At 63.4% G+C, this 20958-nt stretch carries 23 protein-coding genes; 5 read left to right on the top strand and 18 right to left on the bottom strand.

All coding sequences use genetic code 11. The features are described 5' to 3' along the window. Nucleotides 1–67 precede the first annotated feature (67 nt). The gene (locus tag AC1DYO_RS10535) at nucleotides 68–2209 is read right to left on the bottom strand and encodes a sodium-translocating pyrophosphatase (RefSeq protein WP_477262879.1); all 2142 of its coding nucleotides are present in this window, start codon (nucleotides 2207–2209) and stop codon (nucleotides 68–70) included. Here AC1DYO_RS10535 and AC1DYO_RS10530 point away from each other — a divergent pair. Both AC1DYO_RS10530 and AC1DYO_RS10525 read left to right on the top strand, forming a co-directional pair. Then, nucleotides 2199–2429: a hypothetical protein gene (locus AC1DYO_RS10530; protein ID WP_477262877.1), complete on the top strand. Its 231-nt coding sequence runs from the start codon at nucleotides 2199–2201 to the stop codon at nucleotides 2427–2429. The two genes, AC1DYO_RS10535 and AC1DYO_RS10530, sit on opposite strands and share 11 nt — an antisense overlap. A gap of 68 nt (nucleotides 2430–2497) precedes the next feature. Then, nucleotides 2498–2653, top strand: coding sequence for a type II toxin-antitoxin system HicB family antitoxin (locus AC1DYO_RS10525; protein WP_477262875.1), 156 nt, complete (start codon nucleotides 2498–2500; stop codon nucleotides 2651–2653). Between the two features lie 2 nt (nucleotides 2654–2655). Here AC1DYO_RS10525 and AC1DYO_RS10520 read toward each other — a convergent pair whose 3' ends face one another. From AC1DYO_RS10520 to ribH, 7 genes are all read right to left on the bottom strand, one after another. Further along, the gene (locus AC1DYO_RS10520; RefSeq protein WP_477262873.1) at nucleotides 2656–3408 is read right to left on the bottom strand and encodes an ABC transporter permease; all 753 of its coding nucleotides are present in this window, start codon (nucleotides 3406–3408) and stop codon (nucleotides 2656–2658) included. After that, on the bottom strand, nucleotides 3405–4343 hold the full coding sequence (locus tag AC1DYO_RS10515) for an ABC transporter ATP-binding protein (protein ID WP_477262871.1): 939 nt from the start codon (nucleotides 4341–4343) through the stop codon (nucleotides 3405–3407). The genes AC1DYO_RS10520 and AC1DYO_RS10515 overlap by 4 nt, the downstream gene beginning before the upstream one ends. Next, nucleotides 4340–5503 (bottom strand): ABC transporter permease, encoded by a 1164-nt coding sequence (locus AC1DYO_RS10510; protein ID WP_477262869.1) that lies wholly within the window; start codon nucleotides 5501–5503, stop codon nucleotides 4340–4342. The genes AC1DYO_RS10515 and AC1DYO_RS10510 overlap by 4 nt, the downstream gene beginning before the upstream one ends. A gap of 254 nt (nucleotides 5504–5757) precedes the next feature. Beyond that, nucleotides 5758–6669: a glycine betaine ABC transporter substrate-binding protein OsmF gene (gene osmF, locus AC1DYO_RS10505; RefSeq protein WP_477262867.1), complete on the bottom strand. Its 912-nt coding sequence runs from the start codon at nucleotides 6667–6669 to the stop codon at nucleotides 5758–5760. A gap of 163 nt (nucleotides 6670–6832) precedes the next feature. After that, nucleotides 6833–8050 carry an MFS transporter gene (locus AC1DYO_RS10500; RefSeq protein ID WP_477262865.1) on the bottom strand — a complete coding sequence of 406 codons (1218 nt, stop codon included), beginning with the start codon at nucleotides 8048–8050 and terminating at the stop codon, nucleotides 6833–6835. Then, complete coding sequence (gene nusB / locus AC1DYO_RS10495) at nucleotides 8047–8538, bottom strand: transcription antitermination factor NusB (protein ID WP_181060737.1); 492 nt, start codon at nucleotides 8536–8538, stop codon at nucleotides 8047–8049. Before nusB ends, AC1DYO_RS10500 begins: the two co-directional genes overlap by 4 nt. Then, nucleotides 8535–9029 (bottom strand): 6,7-dimethyl-8-ribityllumazine synthase, encoded by a 495-nt coding sequence (gene ribH / locus AC1DYO_RS10490; RefSeq protein ID WP_477262863.1) that lies wholly within the window; start codon nucleotides 9027–9029, stop codon nucleotides 8535–8537. Before ribH ends, nusB begins: the two co-directional genes overlap by 4 nt. A 223-nt stretch (nucleotides 9030–9252) precedes the next feature. Here ribH and AC1DYO_RS10485 point away from each other — a divergent pair, with 223 nt between their 5' ends. Further along, the gene (locus tag AC1DYO_RS10485) at nucleotides 9253–9900 is read left to right on the top strand and encodes a glutathione S-transferase family protein (protein WP_477262861.1); all 648 of its coding nucleotides are present in this window, start codon (nucleotides 9253–9255) and stop codon (nucleotides 9898–9900) included. A gap of 50 nt (nucleotides 9901–9950) precedes the next feature. Here the strand turns inward: AC1DYO_RS10485 and AC1DYO_RS10480 are convergent, their stop codons facing one another. From AC1DYO_RS10480 to AC1DYO_RS10435, 10 genes are all read right to left on the bottom strand, one after another. Continuing rightward, the gene (locus AC1DYO_RS10480; RefSeq protein ID WP_477262859.1) at nucleotides 9951–10568 is read right to left on the bottom strand and encodes a riboflavin synthase; all 618 of its coding nucleotides are present in this window, start codon (nucleotides 10566–10568) and stop codon (nucleotides 9951–9953) included. Continuing rightward, complete coding sequence (gene ribD / locus AC1DYO_RS10475; protein ID WP_477262857.1) at nucleotides 10568–11692, bottom strand: bifunctional diaminohydroxyphosphoribosylaminopyrimidine deaminase/5-amino-6-(5-phosphoribosylamino)uracil reductase RibD; 1125 nt, start codon at nucleotides 11690–11692, stop codon at nucleotides 10568–10570. The genes AC1DYO_RS10480 and ribD overlap by 1 nt, the downstream gene beginning before the upstream one ends. A 2-nt stretch (nucleotides 11693–11694) precedes the next feature. Next, nucleotides 11695–12189 (bottom strand): transcriptional regulator NrdR, encoded by a 495-nt coding sequence (nrdR, locus tag AC1DYO_RS10470; RefSeq protein WP_023669351.1) that lies wholly within the window; start codon nucleotides 12187–12189, stop codon nucleotides 11695–11697. 140 nt (nucleotides 12190–12329) lie between these two features. Continuing rightward, nucleotides 12330–12917: an invasion associated locus B family protein gene (locus AC1DYO_RS10465; RefSeq protein WP_477262923.1), complete on the bottom strand. Its 588-nt coding sequence runs from the start codon at nucleotides 12915–12917 to the stop codon at nucleotides 12330–12332. A 79-nt stretch (nucleotides 12918–12996) separates the two neighbouring features. Further along, entirely contained in the window at nucleotides 12997–14310 is a 1314-nt protein-coding gene (gene glyA / locus AC1DYO_RS10460) for a serine hydroxymethyltransferase (protein WP_477262855.1), read from the bottom strand. 428 nt (nucleotides 14311–14738) lie between these two features. Then, entirely contained in the window at nucleotides 14739–15992 is a 1254-nt protein-coding gene (locus AC1DYO_RS10455) for a L,D-transpeptidase family protein (RefSeq protein ID WP_477262853.1), read from the bottom strand. Between the two features lie 357 nt (nucleotides 15993–16349). Further along, nucleotides 16350–16727, bottom strand: a complete 378-nt coding sequence (locus tag AC1DYO_RS10450) for a hypothetical protein (RefSeq protein WP_477262851.1) — start codon at nucleotides 16725–16727, stop codon at nucleotides 16350–16352. 189 nt (nucleotides 16728–16916) lie between these two features. Next, nucleotides 16917–17432 (bottom strand): transcriptional regulator LdtR, encoded by a 516-nt coding sequence (ldtR, locus tag AC1DYO_RS10445; RefSeq protein ID WP_142869475.1) that lies wholly within the window; start codon nucleotides 17430–17432, stop codon nucleotides 16917–16919. A gap of 202 nt (nucleotides 17433–17634) precedes the next feature. Then, a complete protein-coding gene (locus AC1DYO_RS10440; RefSeq protein WP_477262849.1) occupies nucleotides 17635–18057 on the bottom strand; it encodes a DUF6163 family protein in 423 nt (140 codons plus the stop codon). Continuing rightward, nucleotides 18054–19091, bottom strand: a complete 1038-nt coding sequence (locus tag AC1DYO_RS10435; protein WP_477262847.1) for an enoyl-CoA hydratase/isomerase family protein — start codon at nucleotides 19089–19091, stop codon at nucleotides 18054–18056. Before AC1DYO_RS10435 ends, AC1DYO_RS10440 begins: the two co-directional genes overlap by 4 nt. A 191-nt stretch (nucleotides 19092–19282) precedes the next feature. On the opposite strand from AC1DYO_RS10435, the gene AC1DYO_RS10430 reads away from it, so the two are divergent. Further along, the gene (locus AC1DYO_RS10430; RefSeq protein ID WP_477262845.1) at nucleotides 19283–19789 is read left to right on the top strand and encodes a pyridoxamine 5'-phosphate oxidase family protein; all 507 of its coding nucleotides are present in this window, start codon (nucleotides 19283–19285) and stop codon (nucleotides 19787–19789) included. Nucleotides 19790–19901: 112 nt separating this feature from the next. After that, nucleotides 19902–20933, top strand: coding sequence for a porphobilinogen synthase (hemB, locus tag AC1DYO_RS10425; protein WP_477262843.1), 1032 nt, complete (start codon nucleotides 19902–19904; stop codon nucleotides 20931–20933). Nucleotides 20934–20958 lie beyond the last annotated feature (25 nt).

Genomic DNA, 20958 nt, shown 5'->3' with positions numbered 1-20958 from the left:
GTGTAAATCTCAAACAAAAACCCGCGGGATCGCCCCCGCGGGTTTTTCCTGAAGCAGTGGCGTTGCGTTAGCCGTGCGCGAGCACGGCCAGCAGCAACAGCGCGACGATGTTGGTGATCTTGATCGCCGGGTTGACCGCCGGACCGGCGGTGTCCTTGTAGGGATCGCCGACGGTGTCGCCGGTCACCGAAGCCTTGTGCGCCTCGGAGCCCTTGAGATGCTTGACGCCGTCCTTGTCGACAAAACCGTCCTCGAACGACTTTTTCGCGTTGTCCCAGGCGCCGCCGCCCGAGGTCATCGAGATGGCGACGAACAGGCCGTTGACGATGACGCCGAGCAGCGAGGCGCCGAGGGCTGCAAAGGCGGACGCCTTCGAGCCCGAGATGAGCAGCACGCCGAAATAGACGACGAGCGGCGCCAGCACCGGCAGCAGCGAGGGAATGATCATTTCCCGGATCGCCGCCTTGGTCAGCAGGTCGACGGCGCGGGCATAGTTCGGCTTGGAGGTGCCGGCCATGATGCCCGGATCTTCGCGGAACTGCTTGCGCACCTCCTCGACGATGGCGCCCGCCGCACGGCCGACGGCCGTCATGGCGATGCCGCCGAACAGATACGGGATGAGGCCGCCGAAGATCAGGCCGGCGACGACGTAGGGGTTGGAGAGGTCGAAGGAGACATCGCCCATGCCCTGGAAGTAGGGATATTTGTCGCCATTGGCGGCAAAGAACTTCAAATCGTTCGAATAGGCGGCAAACAGCACCAGCGCGCCGAGGCCGGCCGAACCGATGGCATAGCCCTTGGTCACCGCCTTGGTGGTGTTGCCGACCGCGTCGAGAGCGTCGGTGGAGTGGCGCACTTCCTTGGGCAGGCCGGCCATTTCGGCAATGCCGCCGGCATTGTCGGTGACCGGGCCGAAAGCGTCGAGGGCGACGATCATGCCGGCAAGGCCGAGCATGGTGGTAACCGCGATCGCCGTCCCGAACAGGCCAGCAAGCTGGTAGGTCGAGATGATGCCGCCGACGATGACGATTGCCGGCAGTGCTGTCGATTCCAGCGACACCGCAAGGCCCTGGATGACGTTGGTGCCGTGACCGGTCACCGAAGCCTGGGCGATGGAGTTCACCGGGCGCTTGCCGGTGCCGGTATAATATTCGGTGATCACCACGATGAGACCGGTCACCACGAGGCCGATCAGGCCACAGATGAACAGGTTCTTGCCGATGATGGTCATGCCGGCAACGGTGCCGACCTCGCCCCAGCCGACGGTTGCCGAGGTAGCGACACCGAGGCCGACGATCGACAACAACCCAGTGACGATCAGGCCTTTGTAGAGGGCGCCCATGATCGAGCCGTTGGAACCGAGCTTGACGAAGAAGGTGCCGACGATCGAGGTCAGGATGCAGGCGCCGCAGATGGCGAGCGGATAGAGCATCGCCGCACCCAGAGCGGCGGTGCCGCCGAAGAAGATGGCGGCCAGAACCATGGTGGCGACGACGGTCACCGCATAGGTCTCGAACAGGTCGGCGGCCATGCCGGCGCAGTCGCCGACATTGTCGCCGACATTGTCGGCGATGGTGGCCGGGTTGCGCGGATCGTCTTCGGGAATGCCGGCTTCGACCTTGCCGACGAGATCCCCGCCGACATCGGCACCCTTGGTGAATATGCCGCCGCCGAGACGGGCGAAGATCGAGATCAGCGAGGCGCCGAAGCCGAGCGAAACCAGCGAGTCGATGACGATGCGGTCATTGGGCTCGAGGCCCATGAAATGGGTCAGGATGAGGTAGTAGATCGAGACGCCGAGCAGCGCCAGGCCCGCCACCAGCATGCCGGTGATGGCGCCCGACTTGAATGCGATGTCGAGGCCGGCGGCGAGGCTGTTCGACGCTGCCTGCGCGGTGCGTACATTGGCGCGCACCGAGACGTGCATGCCGATGAAGCCGGCAGCGCCCGAAAGCACGGCGCCGATCAGGAAGCCGACCGCCGCGGTGATCGAGAGCAGCCACCAGGCGAGAACGAGCACGACCACGCCGACGATGGCGATGGTGGTGTACTGGCGCGCCAGATAGGCCTGCGCGCCTTCGCGGATGGCGGCGGAGATTTCCTGCATGCGTGCATTGCCCTGATCGGCCGCAAGAACCGATCGTGTCGCCCAGATGGCGTATAGGATTGAAAGCAAGCCGCAGGCGATGACGGCAGAAATGATGGTCATTGCCGAATTTTCCTCGATTGATGGCCCAAAAGAACCCCTCCCTGGGCCGTTGAGACGGGGAGCGGATGCCAGCATGCGGAATCCGTCCTTCGCAGCGGTGTATGCGAAACAGGGCTCGGAACGTCAAGATATTGTTCGGTTTTTGCCCGGCTTTCAGCCAAAAGGTTTAGGCCAGAACATTCCGGTCGCTGATGCCTTGCTATTAGATCGATTGAAATGACGCAGCGGCATCCGGGCTGTTGGTTTGCCACTTGGTCGGTTATCATCAGGTCAAACCGGATTTAGCTCATGAAGTTCGCAGCGATCATTCACGAGGCCGCGGAAGGTGGCTACTGGGCAGAGGTGCCGGAAATCCCCGGCTGCGCTACCCAGGGCGAAACCTTGGAGGAACTGGTCGAGAATTTGCGTGAAGCAATCGAAGGCTGCGCCTCAGTAGAGATCTGAAATCAGCGCTCGGTCTCCTGCCCCATGCGGCGCGCCGTGTAGCGCTCGATGGCCGACAGTCCGTCATAGATCAGCACCGCCAGCGCCGCGACGATCAGGCCGCCTTGCAGGACAAAGGCAAGATTGTTCGACAGCAGGCCGGCGATGATCACCTCGCCCAGCGTCTTGGCGGCAACGGTCGAGCCGATCGTGGCCGTGGCCAGGCTGATCACCACTGACAGCCTTATACCGCCCAGGATGATCGGCGCGCTCAGCGGCAATTCGACCTTTATCAGCCTTTGCCAGCCTGTCATGCCGGCACCGCGCGCGGCCTCCATGATATTGCCCGGCAGTGTCGTCAGCCCGGTCAGCGCGTTCTCGAAGATCGGCAACAGGCCGTAGAGGAACAGGGCAATCAGCGTCGGCTTCTCGCCGAAACCGACCGCAGGCACCGCCAGCGCCAGCACCGCCACCGGCGGGAAGGTCTGGCCTATGTTGACCAGGCTGCGCGACAGCGGCAGGAACTCGGCGCCCGCCGGCCGGGTGACGAGGATAGCAAGCGCGACCGCGACGATGGTGGCGGCCAGTGTGGCGATCAGCACGGTCCTGAGATGCTGCAGCGTCAGCGTCAGCAGGCTGCCCTGATTGTAGATCGCCGGCGCATTGTTTTCGGTCAGCGGCTTCAACAGCTGCTCGAACCAGCCGGGATTGGTGACGAAGGCAACGAGCAGCACCACCAGGGCCAGCCTGAGCAGCGAAGGCAGCCAGGCTTTCATGCCGGCCTCGCCGCGCGCTTCACCAGGCCGTCGACGGTGACGCGGCCGAGAGGCTTGCCGTCTTCGCTCTTCACCGGCAGCGCCGACCGGCCCGACCACAAGAGCTCGGCCAACGCATCGCGCTGGCTGGCGTCGCCGGGGATCGCCTCGCCTTCGGCGGTGCCCTTTTCCACGGCATCGCGCACGTGGCCGAGCGACAAAAGCCGGAATGGCTTTTCACTGGCGCCGACCAAGGTTTCGACGAAAGCGCTGGCTGGCCGCGCCAGGATCTCTTCCGGCTTGGCGTATTGCACCAGCTTTCCGGCATCCATGACGGCGATCTTGTCGCCCATATGCACGGCTTCTTCCATGTCGTGGGTGACAAGGATGATGGTGGTGCCGAAGCGTTTCTGGATCGCCAGCAAATCTTCCTGCGCCTTGGTGCGGATAATCGGGTCGAGCGCGCCGAATGGCTCGTCCATCAGCAGCACGTTGGGCTCGGCGGCGAGCGCTCGGGCGACGCCGACGCGCTGCTGCTGCCCCCCGGACAGTTCGTGCGGATAGCGCGGGCCAAAGGCCTCGGGGTCGAGCTGGTAGAGCGTCATCAGTTCGGCGACGCGGGATTTAATACGGGCGCTGTCCCAGCCGAGCAGCACCGGCACGGTGGCGATGTTCTGCGCCACGGTGCGGTGCGGGAACAGGCCGTGGCCCTGGATGGCGTAGCCGATGCTGCGGCGCAGTTCGTAGCCAGGCAGCGAGCGGTTGTCTTTGCCGTCGAGCTTGATCACACCGGCGGTCGGCTCCACCAGCCGGTTGATCATCCGCAGCAGCGTCGTCTTGCCGGAACCGGATGTGCCGACGATGACGCAGACCGTGCGCGGCTCGATGACCATCGACACGTCGTCGACCACCGTCGTTGCGTCATAGCGCTTGGTAATGCCTTCGATCTCGATCATGCCGTTTCAACCCTGCGCTTGGTGGCGGTCATTTCGATCACAGCGTCGAGGATGATGGCTGCGGCAAAGGCCAGTGCCACCGTCGGTACGGCGCCGAGCAGCACCAGGTCCATCGCCGTCTGGCCAACACCCTGGAACACGAACACGCCAAAGCCGCCACCGCCGATGAGCGCTGCGATTGTGGCCAGGCCGATATTCTGCACCAGAACGATGCGGATGCCGGTGAGGATGACCGGAAAGGCCAGCGGAAACTCGACGCCGAACAGGCGCTGGCGGTCGGTCATGCCCATACCGCGCGCCGCATCGTTGGCCGCGCGGGGGATACCAGCAAGCCCGACCACCGTGTTGGCCACCACAGGCAGCAGCGAATAGAGAAACAAAGCGACGAAGGCAGGCGCCGTACCGATGCCCCTGATACCGAGCGCTGCGGCACCTGGAATATGCACCGCGACCCAGCCGAGCGGCGCGATCAGCAGGCCGAACAGCGCGATCGAGGGAATGGTCTGGACGATGTTGAGCACGTTGAGCACGCCGGCGCGCAACCGTTCGACGCGATGGCACAGGATACCGAGCGGCAGGCCGACGATCACCGCCGCCGCAAGCGAACCCAGCGCCAGCGTGATGTGCTTGGAGCCTTCGGCCCAGAAACTGTCGGCGCGGTTGGCATATTCCTTGAGGATCGACAGGCTGTCCCATTGCCCCGAGATCAACAGCAGGCCGATGGCGAGCGCCGCAATGACGAGCACGCCGACCCGGGCCAGTGGTGACAGGTTGAGCCTGGTCAGCACATCCGCGAGCAGCAACGTGAAGGCAAAGATCAGCAGCCAGAAGCCGGAAGCCGGCGAGATGCGGGCGAAGGTGTTGCCCGCCGGCGTCAGGAAGGTGCCGGCAACACCGATCAGGATTGCAAGCGCTGCGAGCGCCGCAACGCTTGCGGCCAAGCGCAGGACCAGCGGGGTTTTCAGCAGGGCAATGACTGCGGCCACGACGACGATTGCCAGCAGAAGCGACCCGACAGTCGCAGGCAAGGCCTCGAGGATCGAACGCGCCTCACCGGGCACGATGCGGTTGGCGCGGAAGGTGGCGAACGAGGCAAAGAATGCCGCATAGGCAACGATCGCCGCGATGACCACGCCGAGCTTGTCGAAACGCGGGGTCACGAGGCCCACTCGTGCGGAGCGGTGTGCTCTGAACGGGATGCAGGAGGGAAAGCTCTGCGCGAGGCACCCCCCTCTGGCCTGCCGGCCATCTCCCCCTCAAGGGGGGAGATCAGATGTCGCGCCGGCTTTCGCCAATATCCAACGCCGGGAAAAGAAGCGCGACGCAGGAACTGCCAATCTCTCCCCTTGAGGGGGAGATGTCCGGCAGGACAGAGGGGGGTGTTTGGCACCAACGTCACCTTTCGGTGCGCTGACTAGTTCAAAAACCCGTTCTTCTTCAGAAAATCCTCGGCGACGCCCTTGACCGGCTCGCCGCCGACCTGGACGCGGCCGTTGAGGTCCTGCAGCGTGACGAGGTCGAGCTTGGCGAAGACCGGCTTCAACAGCGTCTCGATCTCGGGATGCTCCTTCAGCACGGCTTCGCGGATGATCGGCGCCGGCTGGTAGACCGGCTGCACGCCCTTGTCGTCGTCGAGCACGACCAGACCGGACGGGGCGATGCCGCCATCGGTGCCGTAGACCATGGCGGCGTTGGCGCCGTTGGTCTGGTTGGCGGCCGCGCCGATGGTCGCCGCGGTGTCGCCGCCCGACAGCGTGATCAACTGGTCGGGCTTCAACGTGAAGCCGTATGTGGTCTGAAAGGCCGGCAGTGCCGCCGCCGAATTGACGAACTCGGCCGAGGCGGCCAAAATCACCGTGCCGCCGCCGGCGACGTATTTGCCGAAGTCGGAGAGCGTCGCCAGCTTGTTGGTCTCGGCAACTTCCTTGCGCAGCGCGATCGCCCAGGTGTTGTTGGCCGGCGACGGCGACAGCCAGACGATCTTGTTGGCGTCATGGTCGAGCTTCTTGGCAGTCTCATAGGCCTTGGCGGCATCCTTCCAGACCGGATCGTCAGCCTTCTCGAAGAAGAAGGCGGCATTGCCAGTGTATTCGGGATAGATGTCGATCTCGCCGGCGGTGATCGCCTTGCGCACCACCGGCGTGCCGCCGAGCTGGATGCGGTCGGTGGTCTTGATGTTGTTGGCGTTCAGCACAAGCTGGATGATGTTACCGAGCACGCCACCCTCGGTGTCGATCTTCGAGGAGACGACGACCTGGGCATTGGCGGAAGCCGCGGTGATGCCAAGCGCCAATGCCGCGCTGGCCAGAACCTTGACTGAAAACATTATGAAAACCTCTTGCTTTGAACCGGAATGCGGCGGCCGCATATGAGCATGGCTTCAACGCCCCGTCGGGGCACACGGTTTCATAACAATGGGCGCAGACGCAATAATTTTGTGCGGTCGCCGCGATTTCGGCCGGCGCCATGCTGACAGGCCGTGTCAGCGATCAGGCGCGGGCTTTGCGCAATCCCGTCAACTTGAGCGCGCCCAGCGCGACGAAGCACAGAGCGACGACCGGGAAGACCAGCCAGTTCAGCATCTCCCAGCCCCAGGCATTGTAGATGGCACCCGACATCAGCGAGGCGAAGGCGACGGAGCCGAACAGGACGAAGTCGTGGAAGCCCTGCACCTTGCTCTTTTCGGACGGGTGGTAGCTGTCCGCGACCATGGCTGTGGCGCCGATAAAGGCGAAATTCCAGCCGAGACCAAGCAGGATCAGCGACGTCCAGAACTGCCACAGATGCAGGCCAGACAACGCCACCGCGGCGCAGCCGATGAGCAGGACCAGGCCGATGGCAACGATGCGTTCGGCACCGAAGCGATGGATCAGCGAACCGGTGAAGAAGCTCGGCGCAAACATCGCCATCACATGCCAGGAAATGCCAAGCGTGGCGTCGTCCGTCGACAGGCCGCAGCCGACCATGGCCAGCGGCGCGCCGGTCATGACGAAGCTCATCAGCGCATAGCTGCCGACGGCGCAGAACAGTGCGGCGACGAAACGCGGCCGGGTGACGATTTCGGACAGTGGCCGGGCGTCGCTGGACACCGCTTGCGCGTGGCTGGGGGTCTTGGCCGGGATGCGCAGCAACCAGAGGATGGCCGCGCCAACCGCCGCCAGCACAGGAATAGCCGCGAACGAACCGGCAAACATGACCGGCGCCAGCAATTCACGGGTGAAGATGACGATCTGCGGCCCGAGGACGGCGGTGATGATGCCGCCGGCAAGCACGAAAGAAATGGCGCGCGCCTTGAATTGCGGCGGCGCGTTGTCGGCGGCGGCGAAGCGGAACTGCTGGACGAACGCGCCACCGACACCAATCACCAGCAGTGCGAAAGCGAACAGCCAGAAGCTCGCCTGGAACAGTGCCAGCGTCGAGATAACGCCGCCAAGCGCGGTGACGATGGTGCCGGTCATGAAGCCGCCGCGCTGGCCAAGCCAGCGGATGATGGCGGCAGCCGGCAAAGCGCCCAGCGCCACGCCGATGTTGAAGCCGGTGATCGGCGCCGTCGCCAGCGACTTGTCGGGACCGAGCAGATATTGCCCGGCAAGCCCACCCATGGAAATGGCAATCGGCGCGGCCGAGCCGATGATCGCCTGCGACGCCGCCAGGATGATCGCCGTGCGGCGCGCTTCCCTTGCTGCGCCGGCGACCGCGTCGATCACGACGCGTCCTTGCCGCGGCCCTCACCGCGCACCCGGCGCGACACGCGATCCAGCACGGCATTGGTCAGCTTCGGCTCGTCTTCCTCGTAGAAGGCCTTGGCGATGTCGACATATTCCGAAACGATGACGGCCACTGGCACGTCGTCGCGCTTCATCAGTTCGTAGACGCCGGCGCGCAGGATGGCGCGCAGTGTCGAATCGAGCCTGGATAGCGGCCAGTCCTCGGTGAGCGCCTGGCGGATGATCGGATCGATGGTTTTCTGGTTCTCGACGACGCCAGTCAGGATGGCCCGGAACCATTGCGCGTCGGCCTCGCGGTAAAGCGCACCGTCGACTTCCTTGCCAAGCCGGAAGGCCTCGTATTCGGCGGTGATCTCGAACACGCCGCTGCCGGCCAAGTCCATCTGGTAAAGCGCCTGCACGGCGGCCAGACGGGCAGCGCCGCGCTTGTTGGCGTGACGCGGACCGGGCGAAGCGGGTTCGCTCACGATTGCGCTCCGAGTTTCTCTTTGAGCGCGATCATGGTGAGCGCGGCGCGCGCGGCAAAGCCGCCCTTGTCGCCTTCAGAGCGCTTGGCGCGCGTCCAGGCCTGCGCATCATTCTCGGTGGTCAGGATGCCGTTGCCGATCGCAATCGCCTCCTGCACCGACAGATCCATCAGCGCGCGGCTCGATTCATTGGCGACGATATCGAAATGATAGGTGTCGCCGCGGATGATGGTGCCGAGCGCGACAAAACCATCATAGTCCTTGCCGCCCTCGCCCATGCCGTCGAGCGCAAAAGTGATCACGGCGGGAATTTCCAGCGAACCGGGAACGGTGACGACGTCATAGGTCGCGCCGGCTTCGTCGAGTGCGTTTGTCGCGCCGTCGAGAAGCGCGTCGGCAAGATCGTCATGGAAACGCGCCTCGATGATCAGAAGGTGGGCCTTCTTCTTCGGGCGGATGAACGCTTTGCCGTGTTGGGATGTGCCAGCCATAAATGTCTCCGGGGGTCGCCGGTGACTTAGGCCGAAGCGGCCGCATTCGCAAGCTTTGTCCGAAGGGCCAGGCCAATTTCCGTGCCACCTCGACCCCGGGAGCGGGCATTCGCGAACTGCGCCCGGCAATGAAATAGTTCAAGACCGATGTCGACTTTTGGCAGGCTTATTCGTCTTAACGATAGGAAGCTGAAGAAATTCGCCCAAGCAGGAAACGGATAGGATGACAATCACCATCACGGCCTTTGAACGATCGCCAGATGGCGGCAAGGGACTGGCACGCGATACGCGCGTTCGCTGGGCGCTCGAAGAAGTGGGGCAGCCCTATGAGGTTCGTCTTGTGTCCTTCGCAGGGATGAAGGCGCCTGAGCATCTGGCCATCCATCCCTTCGGCCAGATCCCCACTTATGAGGACGGGTCCCTCTGCCTGTTCGAGACCGGCTCGATCGTCTTTCATCTTGCCGAGCGGCATGCGGGCCTGCTGCCTGGGGATCGCGATGCGCGGGCGCGCGCCATCACGTGGATGTTTGCCGCATTGAACACCGTCGAGCCGCCGATCCTCGAACTGACGACGGCAAGAATATTCGAAGCCGACAAACCATGGAGCGAGCAGCGCTTGCCGCTGGTAAAGGATCGTGTTCGCGCCCGGTTGGACAAGCTTTCGGCTCATTTGGGCGCTGCCGACTGGCTCGATGGTGCGTTCAGCGCGGGCGATCTGTTGATGGTATCGGTGCTGCTGCGGCTGAGAATGTCAGGCATTCTGGACGAATATCAAAACCTGGCAGCTTACGTCGCTCGCGGGGAAGCCCGGCCCGCCTATATCAGGGGTTTCGCGGCGCAACTTGCGGTGAATGCCCCATCCGCGAGCTGAAGCAGTGGCCCCCAAGGTGACGATCAATTTGCCGCCTTTGTGACGGCTGGCTACAGACCCTCTTTCGCCGCTTCGACCAGCCGCGCGGCGTAGCGGGCCATGGTGTCGATCTCGAGGTTGACGCGGTCGCCGACCTTGCGCTCGCCCCAGGTGGTGACGGTCAGCGAATGATGGATCAAAAGCACGTCGAAGCGAGTGCCTTCGACCTTGTTGACGGTGAGCGAGGTGCCGTCGAGTGCGACCGAGCCCTTGGGCGCTATGAATTTCGCCAGTTCGCGCGGTGCCTCCAGCGTGAAGCGCACGGCATCGCCTTCATCCTTGCGCTCGACGATCTCGGCCATGCCGTCGACATGGCCGGAGACAATGTGGCCGCCGAGTTCGTCGCCGATTTTCAGCGCCCGCTCAAGATTGACCTTGGTGCCTGATTTCCAGCTCGATGCCGTGGTCAGCCTGAGTGCCTCTTCCCAGGCTTCGACCTCGAACCAGCGTGCGTTGGACCCGCCGTCTGGCAGCGCCGTCACCGTCAGGCAGACCCCACCGCAGGAGATCGAGGCGCCGATGGCGATGGTCGCGGGGTCATAAGCGGTATCGATGCGCAGGCCGACGCCCTCGCTCAGCGGCCTGGCGGCCGCGACTGTGCCGATGTCGGTGACAATTCCGGTAAACATCAGAAATCCCTTATCCATTCGGCGTACCCGTCTTCGCCGAAGCGCATCTCGCGCAATTTGCGAAACCCTGCCGGGATATGGTTGGCGTCGATCGGCGATGCAATGCCGTCCTCGCCGATCGCTTCCGGCCCCTGGAACAGCACTATGCGGTCGACAAGCCCCTCGGCGAGGAAGGCGCTCGCGACCTTGGCGCCGCCCTCGACCAGAACGCTGGCCATGCCGAGCGCGCCGAGATCCTCGAGCAGTTCCGGCAAAGCCACACCGCCCTCATGGGTCTCGGTGCCGATGAAGCGCACGCCGGTGCGCTCAAGCACCGACCGCCGCAGCGGGTCGGCCTCCAGACAGGCGGCGACGTAGAGCGGCACCCTGTCGATGCCGGAGACCAGTTTCGAGGCTTCCGGCAGCCTGATCTGGCGGTCGAGCACGATGCGCGCCGGCGAGCGGTTTTCCAGCCCAGGCAGCCGCACGGTGAGCGCCGGATCATCCTCCAGCGCGGTGCCGATGCCGACCAAAATCCCGTCGGCCTCGGCCCGCATCAGATAGACTTCGCGGCGGGCGATATCTCCGGTGATCGTGACCTGGCCGGCGCCATGCCTGCCGATCTTGCCGTCGCTGGAAAGCGCAAGCTTCAGAACCACTTCCGGGCGCTTTTTCAGCGATCGAATCAGGTAGCCTGCCATCTGCTCGGCAGCCTCGGCAGCCAGCACTTTTTCGACCACCTCAACGCCGGCGGCGCGCAGGATAGCGTAGCCTTTGCCGGACACGCGCGGATCGGGATCGCTGGCGGCACCGACAACACGAGCGACACCGGCATTGACCAGCGCATTGGCGCACGGCGGGGTGCGGCCGTGATGGGCGCAAGGCTCAAGCGTGACGTAAGCCGTGGCGCCGCGCGCCAACTCGCCGGCTTCAGCCAGCGCCTCGGTCTCGGCATGCGGCCGGCCGCCGACGGCGGTGACGCCGGTGCCGACGATCATCGGGCCAGCGCCATCATCGCGCACAATGATCGTGCCGACGGAAGGGTTGGTCGAGGTGCGGCCGGCATTTCTGCGCGACAGCCGCAGCGCGGCCGCCATGAAACGGCGATCGAGGGCTTCCTGCTCGGCTTTGCCAGGCGCTGCCATGCTCAGCCGGCGTCCTCTTCGCTCTTCAGCTCGTCGCCCTTCAGCTCGTCACCTTTGAGTTCTCCCAGCACATCGTGAAAATCCTTGGCCTCGCGGAAATTGCGATAGACCGAGGCGAAGCGGACATAGGCGACGTCGTCGAGCGACTTCAGCGCCTCCATGACGAGACGGCCGACCTCGCCCGAGGCGATTTCCGTCTCGCCAGAGCTTTCGAGCTGGCGCACGATGCCGGTGACGGCGCGGTCAATGCGCTCGGGATCGACATTGCGCTTGCGCACAGCGATCTCGACCGAACGCAAGAGCTTGTCGCGGTCGAACGGCACTTTGCGGCCTGACTTCTTCACCACAACGAGGTCGCGCAGCTGGACGCGCTCGAAGGTGGTGAAGCGGCCACCGCAATCGGGGCAGACGCGCCGCCGGCGGATCGCCGCGCCATCCTCGGCGGGGCGCGAATCCTTCACCTGCGTATCTTCGGACTGGCAATAGGGACAGCGCATGGAGAGCCTTCGGGTTTGGCGAATCTGGCGGAACGAGAGGCTTAGAGGTTTTTGCCGGAACGGGCAAAGGTTCGGCAACGACCGCTCGTATCTTCAGAGATAGCGAGGCGCGAGGAAAATTGCCAGCCGCGCCAGAGACGTCAGGGCGCGACGTCCTTGGTCGGGAAGCCGCAGGACGTTCCGAGGTTGCGGTAGGCCTTGGTGAAGCCATCCATCGGAATGCTGGCGACAGTTTGCTTGCCGAACGTCACATCGAGCGAGATGACCTGGCGCATCGCACGCAGCAGCGCGAGGCTAGTCTTGGCCTGGTTGTCGACCGTCCAGGTCGGGCGCCCGGCGGCATCGTTGGAATAGACCGTCGCGGAAACCTTGACGCCGGGGTCGCCAAAGGTCGCGGCGACCTTCTTGCCGGTCGGCAGGTCCTTGTTGGCAACCGTGATCATGATGGCCGGAAAGGCATCGGGCGGCAGGGCGTCGCCGGTCGAGATCGAAAGCGTCAGCGTGCCGGCATTGCCGTTGCCGTCAAGAAAGGCCGTGGAGGCGGCGCAGGTCTTGTGCGAATCCTGGCCGGTGTCGAGCGCATCGATGATGGTGGTCCACCTGCCAAATGTGGTGGTCGCCGGAATATCCGTGCTCGGCTGCGTCTGCTCCTGGGCAACCGCGCCTGACACGGCGAAAGCGGCCAGCGAGCCGAAGAAAGCCGGAATGGCAAGACGGAAGATGCGCATCATCAAATCTCCAACAGGCCGCGCCGCCCGAACAGGAGCGGCGCAGAGCGCGGGATAAAAGACGAAGCGCCGCTGGCGGTCAACCGAGATAGGGATAGAGCGGGAAACGATCGGTCAGTGCCACGACCTTGGCCTTCACCGCCGCCTCGACTGCGGCATTGCCTTCGTCGGAATTGGCGACCTTCAGCCCGTCCAGAACTTCGGCGATCAGCTTGCCGATCTCGCGGAACTCGGCCTGGCCGAAACCGCGCGTGGTGCCGGCCGGCGTGCCGAGACGCACGCCCGAGGTGACGAAAGGCTTTTCCGGATCGAACGGGATGCCGTTCTTGTTGCAGGTGATGTTGGCGCGGCCAAGCGCTGCCTCGGCGCGCTTGCCGGTGGCGTTCTTGGGGCGAAGGTCGACCAGCATGAGATGGTTGTCGGTGCCGCCGGAGACGATATCGAGGCCGGTTTCCTTGAGGCTCGATGCCAGCGCCTTGGCGTTGGCGGCGACGCTCTCGGCATAGAGCTTGAAGCTCGGCTTCAACGCCTCGCCGAAGGCTACCGCCTTGGCGGCGATGACATGCATCAGCGGACCGCCCTGCAGGCCAGGGAAGACAGCCGAGTTCATCTTCTTGGCGATGTCCTCGTCATTGCACAGGATCATGCCGCCGCGCGGACCGCGCAGCGACTTGTGCGTGGTTGTCGTCACCACATGCGCGTGCGGCAATGGCGAGGGATGCACACCGCCGGCGACGAGGCCGGCAATATGGGCCATGTCGACCATCAGATAGGCGCCGACCGCGTCGGCGATCTCGCGAAAGCGCTTCCAGTCCCAGATGCGCGAATAGGCGGTGCCGCCGGCCAGGATCAGCTTCGGCTTGGTCTCGTGCGCGGTCTTCTCGATCGCATCCATGTCGAGCAGATGGTCTTCCTTGCGCACGCCGTAGGAGACGACCTTGAACCATTTGCCGCTCATGTTGACGGGCGAGCCATGGGTCAGGTGGCCACCGGAATTCAGGTCGAGGCCCATGAAGGTGTCGCCGGGCTGCAAGAGCGCGAGGAAGACCGCCTGGTTCATCTGGCTGCCGGAATTCGGCTGGACGTTGGCGAAGTTGCAGCCAAACAGCTTTTTGGCCCGCTCAATGGCGAGTTCTTCCGCCACATCGACGAACTGGCAGCCGCCATAGTAGCGCTTGCCCGGATAACCCTCGGCGTACTTGTTGGTCATGATCGAGCCCTGCGCCTCGAGCACGGCGCGCGAAACGATGTTTTCCGAGGCGATCAGCTCGATCTCATGGCGCTGGCGGCCGAGTTCGTTGCGGATGGCGCCGAAAATATCCGGATCGGCATCGGCAAGCGTGGTTTCGAAGAAGGATTCGAATTTGTTCGACGCTGCCGTTGCAGTTGCCATGGCCTGAAATCCTCCGGTTCGGGGCAATTTATCTATGCATATCGCTACCCCAAAACCGGCGCGCAGTTCCGGGCGACATGCATTGCCGCGCCATTAACACAGTTGTTTTAGCCTCGCCACGTTTGCGGCGCGAAATTTGCTGGCCGGTTTGCGGCAGAGCGGCCCTGAACCCGCTATTTTCCGCTCCTGCCGGCCCTGGCGCTTGTCGCCGAGGGCAAGACCGACTGGGAAATCTCGGTGATCCTCGCATCGCCAAGGCGACGGTGCGCTTCCATGTTGACAATGCACGGCGCAAGCTGGGCGCCGTCAACCGCGCCCGGGCGGTGGCGAGGCTGGTGAACCAGCGGCTCATATAGACCGAGACCAGCCAGGGCCGCGCAACAAAAAAGGCCGCCTTTCCGGCGGCCTTCGTTAATTATATCAAATACTTATAGCGATGATGTGATCTGCAGTTCGCTGGCGCCGTCGAGTGCGTAGACATCGTCGCGGAACTGCACAACGCCCGGACCCGTCGACCATGCCGACAGATAGAGGAAATGGACCGGCACCGGGTTGACGACCTGCACAGGCGTGTTCTCACCGGTTTTGATGGTCGCCTCGAAATGCTGGCGGTCCCAACCGGGGGTGTCGCGCAGGATCCAGGTGACGAGGTCGCGCACGTTCTGGACGCGCACGCAGCCCGAGGAATCGAAGCGCATCATCTTGCCGAACAGGCTCTGCTGCGGCGTGTCGTGCATGTAGACGCCGTCCGGGCTCGGGAAATTGATCTTGACCGAGGCCATGGCATTGCCGGAGCCCGGATCCTGGCGGAAGCGGTACTTTTCGGCATCGTCCGTCGACCAGTCCACATTCATCGGGTCGACTTCGCTGCCATCCGGCGCAAACAGGCGGATATGGCTGTCCTTGAGATAGTCGGGGTTCTTCCGCATCAGCGGAATGATGTCCTTGCGCACGATCGAGACCGGTGCGTTCCAGTATGGATTGACGATGATCTCGTTGATCTTGGAATTGACCACCGGAGTCTGGCGGTCGATCTTGCCGACGATTGCGGTGTGGCGCAGCACGACGCGGTCGTTCTCGACCGCCTCGATCTGTGCCGCCGGGATGTCGACCAGCACGTAGCGGCTGCCGAGCGTGCCGGCCTTTTCACGAAGACGCTGGAGATTGGTCTCCAACTGGCCAAGCCGGATCTGCGCCGAAACGTTCATCGCCGCGTAGGTGTATTTGCCCATGGCGCCGTCGGCCGGCAGGCCGTGGCGGGTCTGGAAACGCTTGACCGCGGCGTCGACATAGGAATCGAACGACGTCGAAATGCCGGCGCTCTGCGCCAGGTCGCCCGCAATCATCAGCCGCTTGCGCAGCGGCACGACATCCGGATCGTCGACGCCAAGCTGCAGCTTCTTGGTCGCCGGAACCTCGCCCCAGCCGCCCTGGGCGACAATGTTCTGATACTGCGCCACTGCCTGTTCAGTAAAGGCAACCGTCTGCAGGCTGAAGATCGGAAGCGTCGAGGCGACCTTGCCGCCCTCGCTGGCGCGGGCGTCGAACTGGTCGTCCCAATTGCCGCGGGCCGAGGATTTCAGGATATCGTCGATGACGTCCTGCGCGCTGGCGGCATTGGCGACCATGGCGACGGCGAGCGCGGAGGCTCCGGAAAGGAAAAAGCGGCGGCTGGTTCTCATCGACGTTCCAGACATTCTTCTAGCACTTGGCTTGTAGCGTTTGGCGCGTAGCGTTCGGCTACTTGCACGATCATTGGGCGATATCGCCCGCACTCTAAAGTTGGCACTGTTAACAATTAGCCAACCATGACCTGCATCACTTGGCCGTGGAAAGCGGACCGCGATGCGACATTACAGGCGCGCCGATGGCTTTCGCCGCCGCATCACCCGCATCCCTCGCTTCCACCGCGAATATGGCGGCAACGTGGCTTAGCGTCGAATTTGGATCAGCCGGTGATCTGAAAGGGAATGACCGGTGCTTTTCGGCACCCGTTCCCTGACTGTTCCCTCGAAGCCGCGCCTTTCTGGTGCTGTGGCTCAGTTCCTGGCGTTGCCTTCCAGCTCCGAACAGCGTTGCAACACCTGGTTTTCCGGGTATCGCAACAGCTTGTTGTCATCGAGCTTGAGCAACAGCGTTCGCCTTTTGTCGACGCTCTGCTCGTCGTCCGAGCAGGTCATGTCCAGAATAATGGCGTCCAGGCCTTTCAGCTTCTGGACTTTTTGGACGGTGCAAGCGACTTCCCACATGTCGGCCGATTTGTCCGTGAACGTGACGATGGAGTCATTGTTGTCGCACGGGCTTGAGCCTTCACTGGCGAAGGCGCCTTGCCACCACTCCTCGGCAAACGCCATTTGCGGCGCAACCAAGAGCATCATTGCAACCGGATAGATTTTGAAACGGCCAGCCAGACCCATTATCGCCCCCCCTTTTTTAGGGACATTAGGCATTGCGAAGGCGAAAGCCTAGCGCGCCTCAGATGCGAGACGGTCAATGGTGGTCACAGCTATGATCGCAAAAAAGGACCGACGCCCCCGGCGCCGGTCCTTCATTTGCTTTCCCCCGGCCGCGCTTCTTCTGGCGCGGCTCGCGATCTGATGTCCGGATTACATCCGGTAGGCGATGGTGTCGTTCCAGAAGCGATCGAGGCGCTGCAGCGCGCGGTTCATCTGCTTGAACTCTTCGCTGTTGATGCCGCCGACCTGCTCGATCGAGCCGACATGGCGCTCATAGAGACCAGCGACGACGTCGGCCACTTCATTGCCCTTCGGCGTCAGCGAGACGCGGACCGAACGGCGGTCGATGCGGGAGCGCTGGTGGTTGATGAAGCCGAGATCGACCAGCTTCTTCAGATTGTAGGAGACGTTCGAGCCGAGATAGTAGCCACGCGAGCGCAGTTCGCCGGCGGTCAGCTCGGAGTTGCCGATGTTGAACAGAAGCAGCGCCTGGATGGCGTTGATGTCGGAACGGCCGTTGCGGTCGAACTCGTCCTTGATCACGTCAAGCAGACGGCGATGCAGACGCTCCACCAGCTGCAGCGATTCCATGTAAAGCGAACGGATTGCCTCGCGGCGATCGTCGGATACGTTGGCGGTCTTCGCCGCCGGACGCGAATTGATCATTGTCTTTGCCTCTCGTTTGTCGCCTGGTGATTTTTTGTTTTTCACCTTGATCGCGACACTATCGAATACTCATAAAATTCGACTTAAACGCTAGGGCTAACAAGAGCTTACCGGTAATAGGTTTCGGGAGACGCTTAACGAACGGTCACCCGAGCAAGGATAATTAACCTAAAGATTTAGCCAATGGCGGCGGGGCGGCGTTTCAGGCGCGCGCGGGGCGCTTCTGCATCCAGATCACGACGCGAAAGACGATGTAAAGCAGCGCCACGGCGGCATGCGAAAACAGGATCAGCGGCCGGTGGCCGAACAGATCGGGAAAGCCGGCATACATGATGGTCTCGGTGACGGCGCAGATGAACCAGATCACCGGGCCCCAGGACGCCAGCATCCACAGGCCGGCTGCGGCGAAGGGAAAGAACACAGCCAGCATCACCGCCGCGACCTGCCAGTGCACCGGCATCAGGTCGAAGCGCCACAGCGGGCCGGGATAAAAGCCGATCAGCCGGATCCAGTACAGGATGCCGAACAACAGGCAGTAGCCCGCTATGACGCGCTGGAACCAGGCGAAGATGATTTCGACGCCCGAGGGCTGCAGCACAATGCGCCGCGACGTGACCTCGCTCACAGCTCGAGCTCCCGTTCGAGCGGAGCGAAATAGGCGTCCACGGAAGCAGCGTCGACCTCAGCCAGGCTTGCCGGCCGCCATTGTGGCGTCGAGCCCTTGTCGACGATGACGGCACGGATGCCCTCATAGAAGTCGTGACCGGCCAGCATGCGGTTGAGGATGCGGAACTCCATCTTCATGCAGGCTTCCATCGACAAGGTCAGACCGGCGCTGATCTGGCGCCAGGCGACATTGAGGCTGGTGGGCGAGCGGGTGCGGATGGTGGCCAGCGTCTTGGCGGCAAATTCGTCGGCGCCGGCCGCCCGCTCCAGGCTGGCAATGATATCGGCAAGCGAGGATTGGGCGAAATGATGGGCTATGGCTTCCAGCACCGGCTGGCCGGTCTCGCGCTTGGCCGGTGAGAAGAAGCCGCGCAGCACCGATTCCGGATCGCCATTGGCGCACAGCCGGTCGAGAAAGGCAGCCTGGTCGGCGGCCTTGATGGTGTGGGTGGCTAGGCCCGACCACAGCGCATCGCCGTAACGGATACGGTTGCCGGTGAGCGCCAGATACATGCCAAAACTGCCGCCGAGGTCCGGCAGAAGATGGCTGCCGCCGACATCGGGGAAAAAGCCGATGCCGACTTCGGGCATGGCGAACTGGGCGTTCTCGGTCAGCACGCGCTGCGAGCCGTGGAACGAGATGCCGACGCCGCCGCCCATGACGATGCCGTCGATCAGCGCGACATAGGGCTTTTTGAAACTGTTGATGCGGGCGTTGAGCCGGTACTCGTCGGCGAAGAAGTCGACCGGCGGCTTTCCGGCCCGGGCCTCATAGACATGCATGATGTCGCCGCCGGCGGAAAACGCCCTGCCCTCGGCCTTGACGACGACGACGTCGACGCTAGCATCGCGCTCAAAGGCGTCGAGCGCCTGGTCCAGCGCCTTGATCATACGATGCGTCAGCGCATTGAGCGCCTGCGGCCGCGTCAGCGTGACGACGCCTGCCTTGCCCAACCGTTCGAAGCGGATCTCGTCGCCGCCGCCAAAATCCATCGTCAGAGATTCCCTCCCCGCGCCTGCGGGACTGAAGTGCTAAAGGTGGCGCATGGGTGCGTCAACCGGCAGCGATGGTTTGGATTTTCGCAGTAAGACCCAACCACGCTTGCCCCACTCAAAAATGAGGGCAAAATTGCCGGCGAGACACCATCTCAGCAATCAGTCGGTTGTGATCCAGGGACGAACGCATGACGCTTGAAACCTCGGCACCTGGCTATGGCTGGGAGATGCCGAAAAAGTTCGACCCGGACGATGTGCTCCGCCGCCCGCTGATGGCCAATCTGGCGACCGTGACCGCGGATGGCGCGCCGCGCAACGCGCCGATGTGGTTCATCTGGGAGGACGATGCGATCTGGCTGCTCGGATCGACCGAGGCCAGCGCCGTCAAGCACCTCGAACGCGATCCGCGCTGCGCGGTGGAGATCGTGCATTTCGACAATGAGGCCGGCATTCTGCTGCATCTCGGCCTGCGCGGCGCCGCCACCGTTGAGCCGATGGATCCGGAACGGTTCAAACGGCTGCTGCACAAATATCTCGGTCCGGAGCCGAACTGGAACGGCTGGTTCATCGACACAGTGGCCGACATCGACCATCCGAACGGGCGCCTGATCCGGCTCGCACCGGAGAGCATTTTCACCAACAACGTGTCATTCTTCAAAACCGGCCCCGAGCTGGCCTGGCCGCCGAAGGCGTAGACGGCGCTGGCACAATCGTGTCGCATTGGTCAGCGGCAGAAGCTCGTGGTAAAAGCCGCCTCAAATGGCGGCGGGGCTCGTGGTAAAAGCCGCGCGATCCGGAGTTATGGCGATGAACAAATTCACCCCCGCAAAGCCCGCCGGCGCGCGCAGCGTCGACGAGATCACCGGCAGCCGCCGCTTGCGGCGCATGCGCAAGGCCGACTGGTCGCGCCGCCTGGTGCAGGAGAACCGGCTTTCGGTCGACGATCTGATCTGGCCGATCTTCATCATCGACGGCAAGAACACGCGCGAGCCGATCGCCGCCATGCCCGGCGTCTTTCGCCTCTCGCTAGACCTCGCCGTCAAGGAGGCCGAACGCGCTGCCAAGCTCGGCATTCCGGCGATCGCCACCTTTCCCAATGTCGAGCTTGCGCTGCGCGACCAGACGGGATCGCACATCCTCGACCCCGAAAACATCATCAACCGCGCAACGCGCGCCATCAAGGATGCGGTGCCGGAGATCGGCATCATCACTGATGCCGCGCTCGACCCGTTCACCTCGCACGGCCATGACGGCATCCTGCGCGACGGCATTATCGTCAATGACGAAACGGTGGAACAGGTGACCGCCGCGGCCGTCATCCAGGCGGCGGCCGGCGCCGACATCATCGCACCGTCCGACATGATGGACGGCCGCATCGGCGCCATCCGCGACGCGCTCGACGCCAACGGTTTTTCCGATGTGGCGATCATGTCCTATGCGACGAAATTCGCCTCCGCCTTCTACGGCCCCTATCGCGAAGCGGTCGGCACCGCCGGCCTGCTCAAGGGCGACAAGAAGACCTACTATCTCGACCACGCCAATTCCGACGAAGCGGTGCGCGAGGCTGAGCAGGACATCGCCGAGGGCGCCGACATGCTGATGGTCAAGCCCGGCCTGCCCTATCTCGACATCATCCGCAGGCTGAAGGACGAGCTTCAGATGCCGACCTTCGCCTACCAGGTGTCGGGCGAATATTCGATGATCAAGGCGGCGGCCGCCAATGGCTGGATCGACGGCGAGAAGGCGATGCTGGAATCGCTGCTCGCCTTTAAACGCGCCGGCTGCGACGGTATCCTTACTTACTTCGCGCCTGAAGTGGCGCAGATGCTGAAGGGATAATTGGTTCGACCAATGCGCGGCCGGT

It is taken from the genome of Mesorhizobium sp. P2_F5 (assembly GCF_056403715.1).
This window is presented reverse-complemented; position numbering and strand designations above follow the sequence as displayed.

Excerpts from the sequence above, each read along its gene's own strand:
- glyA (WP_477262855.1), bottom strand. The coding sequence starts at position 14,310 with ATGGCAACTGCAACGGCAGCGTCGAACAAATTCGAATCCTTCTTCGAA.
- AC1DYO_RS10465 (WP_477262923.1), bottom strand. The coding sequence starts at position 12,917 with ATGCGCATCTTCCGTCTTGCCATTCCGGCTTTCTTCGGCTCGCTGGCC.
- AC1DYO_RS10455 (WP_477262853.1), bottom strand. The coding sequence starts at position 15,992 with ATGAGAACCAGCCGCCGCTTTTTCCTTTCCGGAGCCTCCGCGCTCGCC.
- AC1DYO_RS10515 (WP_477262871.1), bottom strand. The coding sequence starts at position 4,343 with ATGATCGAGATCGAAGGCATTACCAAGCGCTATGACGCAACGACGGTG.
- AC1DYO_RS10530 (WP_477262877.1), top strand. The coding sequence starts at position 2,199 with ATGATGGTCATTGCCGAATTTTCCTCGATTGATGGCCCAAAAGAACCC.
- AC1DYO_RS10525 (WP_477262875.1), top strand. The coding sequence starts at position 2,498 with ATGAAGTTCGCAGCGATCATTCACGAGGCCGCGGAAGGTGGCTACTGG.
- osmF (WP_477262867.1), bottom strand. The coding sequence starts at position 6,669 with ATGTTTTCAGTCAAGGTTCTGGCCAGCGCGGCATTGGCGCTTGGCATC.
- ldtR (WP_142869475.1), bottom strand. The coding sequence starts at position 17,432 with ATGATCAATTCGCGTCCGGCGGCGAAGACCGCCAACGTATCCGACGAT.
- nrdR (WP_023669351.1), bottom strand. The coding sequence starts at position 12,189 with ATGCGCTGTCCCTATTGCCAGTCCGAAGATACGCAGGTGAAGGATTCG.
- AC1DYO_RS10450 (WP_477262851.1), bottom strand. The coding sequence starts at position 16,727 with ATGGGTCTGGCTGGCCGTTTCAAAATCTATCCGGTTGCAATGATGCTC.
- AC1DYO_RS10535 (WP_477262879.1), bottom strand. The coding sequence starts at position 2,209 with ATGACCATCATTTCTGCCGTCATCGCCTGCGGCTTGCTTTCAATCCTA.
- AC1DYO_RS10520 (WP_477262873.1), bottom strand. The coding sequence starts at position 3,408 with ATGAAAGCCTGGCTGCCTTCGCTGCTCAGGCTGGCCCTGGTGGTGCTG.
- AC1DYO_RS10485 (WP_477262861.1), top strand. The coding sequence starts at position 9,253 with ATGACAATCACCATCACGGCCTTTGAACGATCGCCAGATGGCGGCAAG.
- hemB (WP_477262843.1), top strand. The coding sequence starts at position 19,902 with ATGAACAAATTCACCCCCGCAAAGCCCGCCGGCGCGCGCAGCGTCGAC.
- ribH (WP_477262863.1), bottom strand. The coding sequence starts at position 9,029 with ATGGCTGGCACATCCCAACACGGCAAAGCGTTCATCCGCCCGAAGAAG.
- AC1DYO_RS10430 (WP_477262845.1), top strand. The coding sequence starts at position 19,283 with ATGACGCTTGAAACCTCGGCACCTGGCTATGGCTGGGAGATGCCGAAA.
- AC1DYO_RS10435 (WP_477262847.1), bottom strand. The coding sequence starts at position 19,091 with ATGGATTTTGGCGGCGGCGACGAGATCCGCTTCGAACGGTTGGGCAAG.
- AC1DYO_RS10480 (WP_477262859.1), bottom strand. The coding sequence starts at position 10,568 with ATGTTTACCGGAATTGTCACCGACATCGGCACAGTCGCGGCCGCCAGG.
- ribD (WP_477262857.1), bottom strand. The coding sequence starts at position 11,692 with ATGGCAGCGCCTGGCAAAGCCGAGCAGGAAGCCCTCGATCGCCGTTTC.